The 6,445-nt window shown below is 50.9% G+C and carries 6 protein-coding genes and 1 pseudogene; 4 read left to right on the top strand and 3 right to left on the bottom strand.

Annotated features, from left to right (window positions below; all coding sequences use genetic code 11):
• The 3 genes and pseudogenes from PACILC2_RS26410 to PACILC2_RS29195 all read left to right on the top strand — a co-directional run.
• Positions 1-667: pseudogene (locus PACILC2_RS26410) on the top strand (hypothetical protein); the annotation flags it as partial.
• 35 nt (positions 668-702) lie between these two features.
• Positions 703-1,824 carry a glycosyltransferase family 4 protein gene (locus PACILC2_RS05830; protein ID WP_062493082.1) on the top strand — a complete coding sequence of 374 codons (1,122 nt, stop codon included), beginning with the start codon at positions 703-705 and terminating at the stop codon, positions 1,822-1,824.
• 39 nt (positions 1,825-1,863) lie between these two features.
• Positions 1,864-2,871, top strand: coding sequence for a YutH/CotS family kinase-like spore coat protein (locus PACILC2_RS29195; protein WP_213528068.1), 1,008 nt, complete (start codon positions 1,864-1,866; stop codon positions 2,869-2,871).
• A 26-nt stretch (positions 2,872-2,897) separates the two neighbouring features.
• Here PACILC2_RS29195 and PACILC2_RS05820 read toward each other — a convergent pair whose 3' ends face one another.
• Together PACILC2_RS05820 and PACILC2_RS05815 are read right to left on the bottom strand one after the other, a co-directional pair.
• The gene (locus tag PACILC2_RS05820) at positions 2,898-3,671 is read right to left on the bottom strand and encodes a hypothetical protein (protein ID WP_213528066.1); all 774 of its coding nucleotides are present in this window, start codon (positions 3,669-3,671) and stop codon (positions 2,898-2,900) included.
• Positions 3,672-3,898: 227 nt separating this feature from the next.
• Positions 3,899-4,219 carry an Lrp/AsnC family transcriptional regulator gene (locus PACILC2_RS05815; RefSeq protein WP_307860380.1) on the bottom strand — a complete coding sequence of 107 codons (321 nt, stop codon included), beginning with the start codon at positions 4,217-4,219 and terminating at the stop codon, positions 3,899-3,901.
• Positions 4,220-4,370: 151 nt separating this feature from the next.
• Here PACILC2_RS05815 and PACILC2_RS05810 point away from each other — a divergent pair, with 151 nt between their 5' ends.
• On the top strand, positions 4,371-5,372 hold the full coding sequence (locus tag PACILC2_RS05810) for an oxidoreductase (protein WP_213528064.1): 1,002 nt from the start codon (positions 4,371-4,373) through the stop codon (positions 5,370-5,372).
• A gap of 446 nt (positions 5,373-5,818) precedes the next feature.
• Here PACILC2_RS05810 and PACILC2_RS05805 read toward each other — a convergent pair whose 3' ends face one another.
• Entirely contained in the window at positions 5,819-6,382 is a 564-nt protein-coding gene (locus PACILC2_RS05805; protein WP_213528062.1) for a DUF1697 domain-containing protein, read from the bottom strand.
• Positions 6,383-6,445 lie beyond the last annotated feature (63 nt).

Genomic DNA, 6,445 nt, shown 5'->3' with positions numbered 1-6,445 from the left:
GATCGTTAATGGAAGCCTTAATCGAAGAATGGAGGCCTTAAATGGTGGCCTTAATGGAAGCCTGCATGTCCTGGCTGGAAAGCTTACAATGAGCACGCGGTTTGCCGCAATCCAATCGTCAGCGCAGCGGACAAAGCGCAACCCTCGTTTGGTCCATTCCTTATCCAGGAGCGGACTTAACGGACCGCCTGAAGCGTTCCTTCCTCTATCCACCGACCATCATGACTCCAACGCTCAAGTATGCGCGAATCAGACCGTTCTGACTGCTCAGACTTGCGCGGAACGAAACAGCGAATTCCGCTACGAAGGCCCTCCCATCAGTTCGCTGCAAGGCCTGGATCCGAACGTCGTGTTTTATATTGGAACATTCAGTAAAATCCTCTCTCCTGCCTTGCGAATCGGCTATTTGGTCCTCCCCCGTCCTCTGATCGAGCAGTGCAGAACGCTCAAATGGTTTAGTGATCTGCATACGCCCTCTTTGGAACAGTTGGTCCTCGCGCGCTTTATCGAGGGAAGAGATACCCTCAAAAGGTTTTTGCGGGAAAACTTCGGAGACAACGTCAAGGTGACGGGCGGCACAACGGGACTTCATTTGATTGGTTCTGCCCTAATTCTCTTCTTCCTTATGCCCTCACCCAAGCAGGATTCTCCCCTCTTCATATATTGATAAGACCGAATTAGCGATTTAAGGAGGAAAAAAACTTGCGTCAACCAAGACGGCTCTGGATTCTCACTGGAGAGTATGAGCCACATATTATCGGAGGATTAGGAACCGTTGCGACAAATTTGACCAAAGCATACGCTCGCAATGGCATTCATACCACTGTGCTGAGTCAGACCAAGCATTCCCGAATCACAATTACGAAAACGAAGAGAATACAAATCATACGCTTCCCCACAAGAGCCGCCTACTACTCGTCAAAATCCAAGCAATACAGCCCTGCCGCTATAGAGCGCTGGCTTACTAAACGGGGTTACCACAAACCGGACGGCATCCACATTCACAGCTTGCAATTTATGAAGCTGGCGCAACACTACCAAGCCAAATATCGCATTCCGGTTATTTATACCTGTCATTCTTTGGTCGCTATGGAGACAGGACCTAAAACTGCAAGTAAAAAGAGGGCACTCAACGATCAGAAACTGTTGCTTAAAATGGCGAATAGAATCGTTGTTCCTAGCCACCCAGAGCTCACAAAGCTGAGGAAACTCTATCCTTTTTACGGTAACAAAACAGTTGTCATCAATCACGGTATTGTTTTACGAAAATCCGGGGCGCGGGCCCCCCGCCACCATCTTTTGTTCGTAGGACGGATCGTTCCGTTAAAAGGTATAAAACAGTTGCTGCAAGCGATCGCATTGTTGAAACGCGAAGGCAAAAAAGTCAAGCTGGATATAGTCGGAACCGGTCCGAAAGGATATACCAGACATCTGAAAAGTCTCGTTAAAAAGCTTGGAATATCGTCTGAAGTTCGATGGATTGGTCATTGCAATCAGAAGCAGTTGCAAAAACGGTACGCTTCCCGCGGCGCAGTGGTTATGCCGAGCCTCCAAGAGTCTTTCGGTTTAGTTGCGCTGGAGGCGCTGGCCAGTGGGATTCCGTTGGTTTCGACACAAGCAGGAGGACTCGCCGAATTTGTAAACAGCCAGGTAGCTCAAACGATTCCGAAAGTGGAAGGCCCCGCAATCGCCAAAGCCATTCGCAAAATGTGGAACTACAAACATACCACCGACCAACGAGTCGCCGCCGGTCGAAAGCTGGCTTCCCGGTTTCAATGGCCCCATGCTGCAGAACAATACCAAAAACTTTTTCAACAATTCTAGGGGAATTACTTCACTACGTTAAAGGAGGCAATAACGTTTATGGACCCTAACCAGGAAGTTCATCATTTGTCCAGAAAGTTTGGCATTGATGTAAAACGAATGAAGATCGTGCAAAATGGGGTTTATCGTATCGTCACAGCCGAAGGAAAGGAATATTGTTTGAAACGAATGGCCTATCCCCCCAACCGGCTGCGTTGGATCGACAATACGCTGCAGCAAATGCGGAAAAAAGGTTCTATCCGGATCGGGTGGCGGAATCCAAGCGAAAAATCGGGGAAACGCCTTTTTGTCAAATGGCAGCGCGAAAGTCCCCCGTTCGTTCTCATTCCTTGGCTTAGAGGGTCATGGCCTTCGCCTCAATCGGCCACGCAAATGAGAACTTGCGGAACGTTGCTGGCCCAATTTCATCGAGCCGGCAAAAACATAAAGATTCCAAAATCCGGCAGACAAAATATGATGGGAAAATGGCCTTCCTATCTCCGGGAAGAATACAATACGCTGCTAAGAGTCATTCGCAAAGCGAAGAGAAACGGATTTCACAGTCCGCTCGACCGCATGCTGCAGACGCACGGCGGCGAAATTTTACAAATGGCGAGAGCTTCTATGCGTTCATTGAGAAACAGTGATTACAAGTCGATTTGCCGGAAAACGGCAGCTACTTTATGCCACGGGGACTGCGGTCCGACCAATATTATTCGAACCAGAAAAGGTATGTATTTGATCGATTTCGAAACGCTGCGGTTGGATTTGCGCACATACGATCTTTACAGGCTTATCTTCAATTCCTGCAAAGATCATAACTGGAATTTCGCTATCGCCCAATCGATCTTGGATGGATATCAGAAGGTTTACAAATTAAACCGATCCGATTATCAGCTGCTCAAAATACTGCTTCGCTTTCCGAGAGGAATGTGCAAACTCGTTGAACATTACGATGAAAAGAGTCCGAAGGACAAATTGCAAATTGAACGCGATTTTCCAAAAGTTCTCGGACATGAACGGAGAAGGAGCGCATTTCTTAAAAAACTGGACATTTACGCGGGATAAAGCGAGTTCCAGCGAGGGGCGAACATTTATTCCCCCGTTTCGATCTTCCACAGGATGGCAACCGATCCTTGCAGCCGATCGCCAGTGATGACAATACGGTATGTTCCATCCTCATCCGCCTGGAACTTAAACGCTTGATCTCCGGTTTCTTTGAGGGCGACATAATCGCCCTTCTCGTCCCGGATATGCCAGCCGTAACCTCCGCCGTTCGAATGGTTCCACTCGAACTTGACTTGCAGCGTCTGGCCTTTCCGAAGCTCGATCGGCACTTCCTTCTTCCCGTGAAAATACGCAAACTCCGCTTTATATGACGTGTCGGTGCGCGATTCCTCCCATTGCCGTGTTGTCGTAAAATCCCCGTATGCCAAAATAAGAAGACAACCGAGCAGCAGCAGAGCTGCCGCTGCATTATAAGGCCAATGTCGAGCCGATAAAGCGGATATTCCCCAAAAGGCCACAGCGCAAACGCTCCCCACCGTTCCCGCAATGATAACCCCGAATGGATCTGTATGCATGAGGAGCACGAACGGAGCAAATCCGCCCAAAATGTATAGAAAAAGCATAAGAAAGATTTTCAGTGGAGAGAAAGGCCGATTTCGCAGCAAGAAGTCCGCCGCCATCGAATACAGGACGGCATACACGTAGAACATGTACCATAACGGCAATTGCCTTGCCGCTTCCGACCATTGATACAAGTCCATCCCGTTCGTCGAAACGATAAAACCGAAAAAGACGCCGCCGGCACCGACAAGTTTGGAGACTATATAGGAGCAGGTTCGAGCCCATTGAAAGTGAAGCATCCCGTTCTCCTCCCGATTCGCTGTTCATTGAAGCATAATTGCTTAAGCTCATGTTAACAGCGGAACGAACGCTTCGACCAGTTCTAACTATTATAGAACCGTGAAGGCCGGTTTGAACCGAATATTAACCATCTACCCCAGCGATCAGCGACTTATGCTCAATGGCCGCCGAAAGGACGATCATCGTCGAGGAAAACCGTGCGGGCTGCACGTATCGAGGAACGCGGTCAACGTGTCCATCGATTCATAAGGAAATTGTATTCTCCGCTGATCCGGTACAATTCCGCCACATCGGGAGCGTCTGAAATAAACTGCTGGAATTCCGTGCAGTTGCCCGTCTTGAACAGTACAAACGCCGTAACGTCCTTTCCGAGCTTCTTGGGCGATAGAACAGCCTTGTAGCCGGCGATAATTCCTTGTTCCTCCAACTTGCGAATTCGCTCGGCAACGGCCGGCTGCGTCATCGCGATGGTCCGGCCGATTTCGGCGACCGACATGCGCGCGTTTTCGTGCAGCAACGATAAAATTTTACGGTCGATTTGGTCCATAACGGAGCACCTCCTTTATTTTTAAAGGTAGTTATTCCATTTTAACTTAGATACATAATAATTTCCGTCTGTTCTTCGCTTTTTATCTATGTAAATGATAGCCGCAACCTTATAAAATGTCATTCAAACGGATACCGAAGGAGTGATAACCTTGATTGCGGCAGTATCGCTGTCTCTGGAAACCCCTCTCGCCATCGGCCGTGCTACGATTCGCAACCGGCTTGTGATGGCCCCTATGCAGCAATATAAAGGTACGCCGGAAGGGCTGGCAACCGAGCATCACATCCAGCATTACGGACGGAGGGCGAAAGGAATCGGTCTTATGATCGTAGAATCGACAGCAGTGTCGGATAACGGCAGACTGTGGCCGAACGATATCGGCATTTACTCCGAACGTCATGTCGAGAAACTGAAACGGGTGACCGATGCCGTGCATGCCGGGCAGACCCCGATCTATGTACAACTATCCCACGGCGGAAGAAAATCGGCGCCGGAAGTGACGAGCAGACTGATCGCGCCAAGCGCGATACCTTACGACGCTGCCTACGGCATGCCGGCGGAACTGACGGTTTCCGAAATCGAAACCATGGTCGAGCATTACCGGCTTGCCGCAAAACGGAGCTTGGCCGCGGGCTTCGACGGCATTGAAGTGCATGCGGCGCACGGTTTTCTCATTCATCAGTTTCTGTCGCCGCTCTCCAATCGCCGCAACGATCCATACGGCGGAACGCCTCTTGCCCGAACGAAATTTTTGCGCGACGTACTCGCCGCCATCCGCTCCGAAACCGGAAGCGGCTACCCGGTTATGATACGCGTCTCTTCGACCGATTACGCGGTCGGAGGTCTGACGCCTCGCGAGCTGGCGCTTATGCTGCAGCCGCTCGAAGCGGAAGGACTTATCGATGCAGTCGACGTCTCGTCCGGCGGACTGCTTCCCGTAGAGCCGGCTGATGTTCATCCCGGCTATCAGTTGCCTGACGCGGCGATCATCAAGCAGCATTTGCGGGTCCCCGTCATCGCCGTCGGCGGCATCCGCACCCGCAGCTTGGCTGACCGCATTCTCCGCCACGGCCTGGCCGATGCCGTTGCGATCGGACGGCCGCTGCTCGAGGACCCCGACTATGGCTTAAAGATGTTGAACAGCGTGCAATGAACTGCTGTGAGGTCGGTTTTTCCATTCGGTTTACATCATTTATGTTATGTTAACTTTTAAGCCAATTGAAAGGCAAGAGGCATGCCGGAGAAAGCAGCCCCTTGCCTTCGGATTTACAGCAGCTTTTCGATTGGCACAGCACAAAGCAAACCGTTCTATTTTAACTCCCCATTTCGGAATCTTCTGAAGAAGGTACGCAGATCCTGCACCAGCAAATCCGGCACCTCCATTGCGGCAAGATGGCCGCCGTGTTCAAACTCGGTCCAATAGCACCGAGATTGTTGATATGTCAACCGATCAGAAAGTTTAAATCTATTTTGGTGTGAGTGAGTTTACATAATTTTTGTTTTGTAAACTCAATCGGCATAAATCGGCGATGCGGTTCCGTTCATTCGACTTGATCGCCGGGCCGCTGTCCGACGGACGGCCCCATACCTGCAGGTCCGTCACCTTTCCAGCGCTTCCGCAAGAGCGGCCAGCTTGTTCATCGTTTTCCAGTTGCGCACCGTCGCCGGAACGCTCAGCTTTTGCAATTGGTTCGCAAGCTTCGAATTGCGGATGCCGTTGTTGCGGAAGAGCAGATACACGTCTCGTCCCGCGATTCGATATGTCTCGTTTTCGCTTCGGTGCGTCTCGAGACGCGCGATGTCGTCCGATCCTGGCGGTTCCGGCAGCATTGCGGCGTACTGGCATTCAACGTCCGAGGATGCTTCCGCCTCCGTGATCTCCTGTTCCGTGAACGGGCAGCCGGCGATAATCGCCTTCCATTCAGCCGACGTCCGGAGAATGATGCTCGAGAAGAAGCCGAACGCCGATTCGAAGCCGCGTTCCAGCTTCCGGCGCAATTCGGCTTCCGCTTCATCGGACTCGAACAGAACGTTTCCGCTTTGGATATAGGTTTCCACCCGTTTGCAACCCAGCTCTTCGAACAGACGCTTCAACTCGGCCATCTTGACGACATGTTTTCCGCCTACGTTGATGCCGCGCAACAGCGCGATATAAACAGCCATACTGATCTTCACTCCCGTCTCGCGAATTTTGCCGCATCTCGCCTGAACGGTGCGATCATCCGA

The sequence above is a fragment of the Paenibacillus cisolokensis genome, assembly GCF_018403665.1.
GTDB lineage: Bacteria > Bacillota > Bacilli > Paenibacillales > Paenibacillaceae > Paenibacillus_AH > Paenibacillus_AH cisolokensis.
This window is presented reverse-complemented; position numbering and strand designations above follow the sequence as displayed.

Coding starts and splice junctions, on each gene's coding strand:
- PACILC2_RS29195 (WP_213528068.1), top strand. CDS start 1,864: ATGGACCCTAACCAGGAAGTTCATCATTTGTCCAGAAAGTTTGGCATT.
- PACILC2_RS05820 (WP_213528066.1), bottom strand. CDS start 3,671: ATGCTTCACTTTCAATGGGCTCGAACCTGCTCCTATATAGTCTCCAAA.
- PACILC2_RS05815 (WP_307860380.1), bottom strand. CDS start 4,219: ATGGACCAAATCGACCGTAAAATTTTATCGTTGCTGCACGAAAACGCG.
- PACILC2_RS05805 (WP_213528062.1), bottom strand. CDS start 6,382: ATGGCTGTTTATATCGCGCTGTTGCGCGGCATCAACGTAGGCGGAAAA.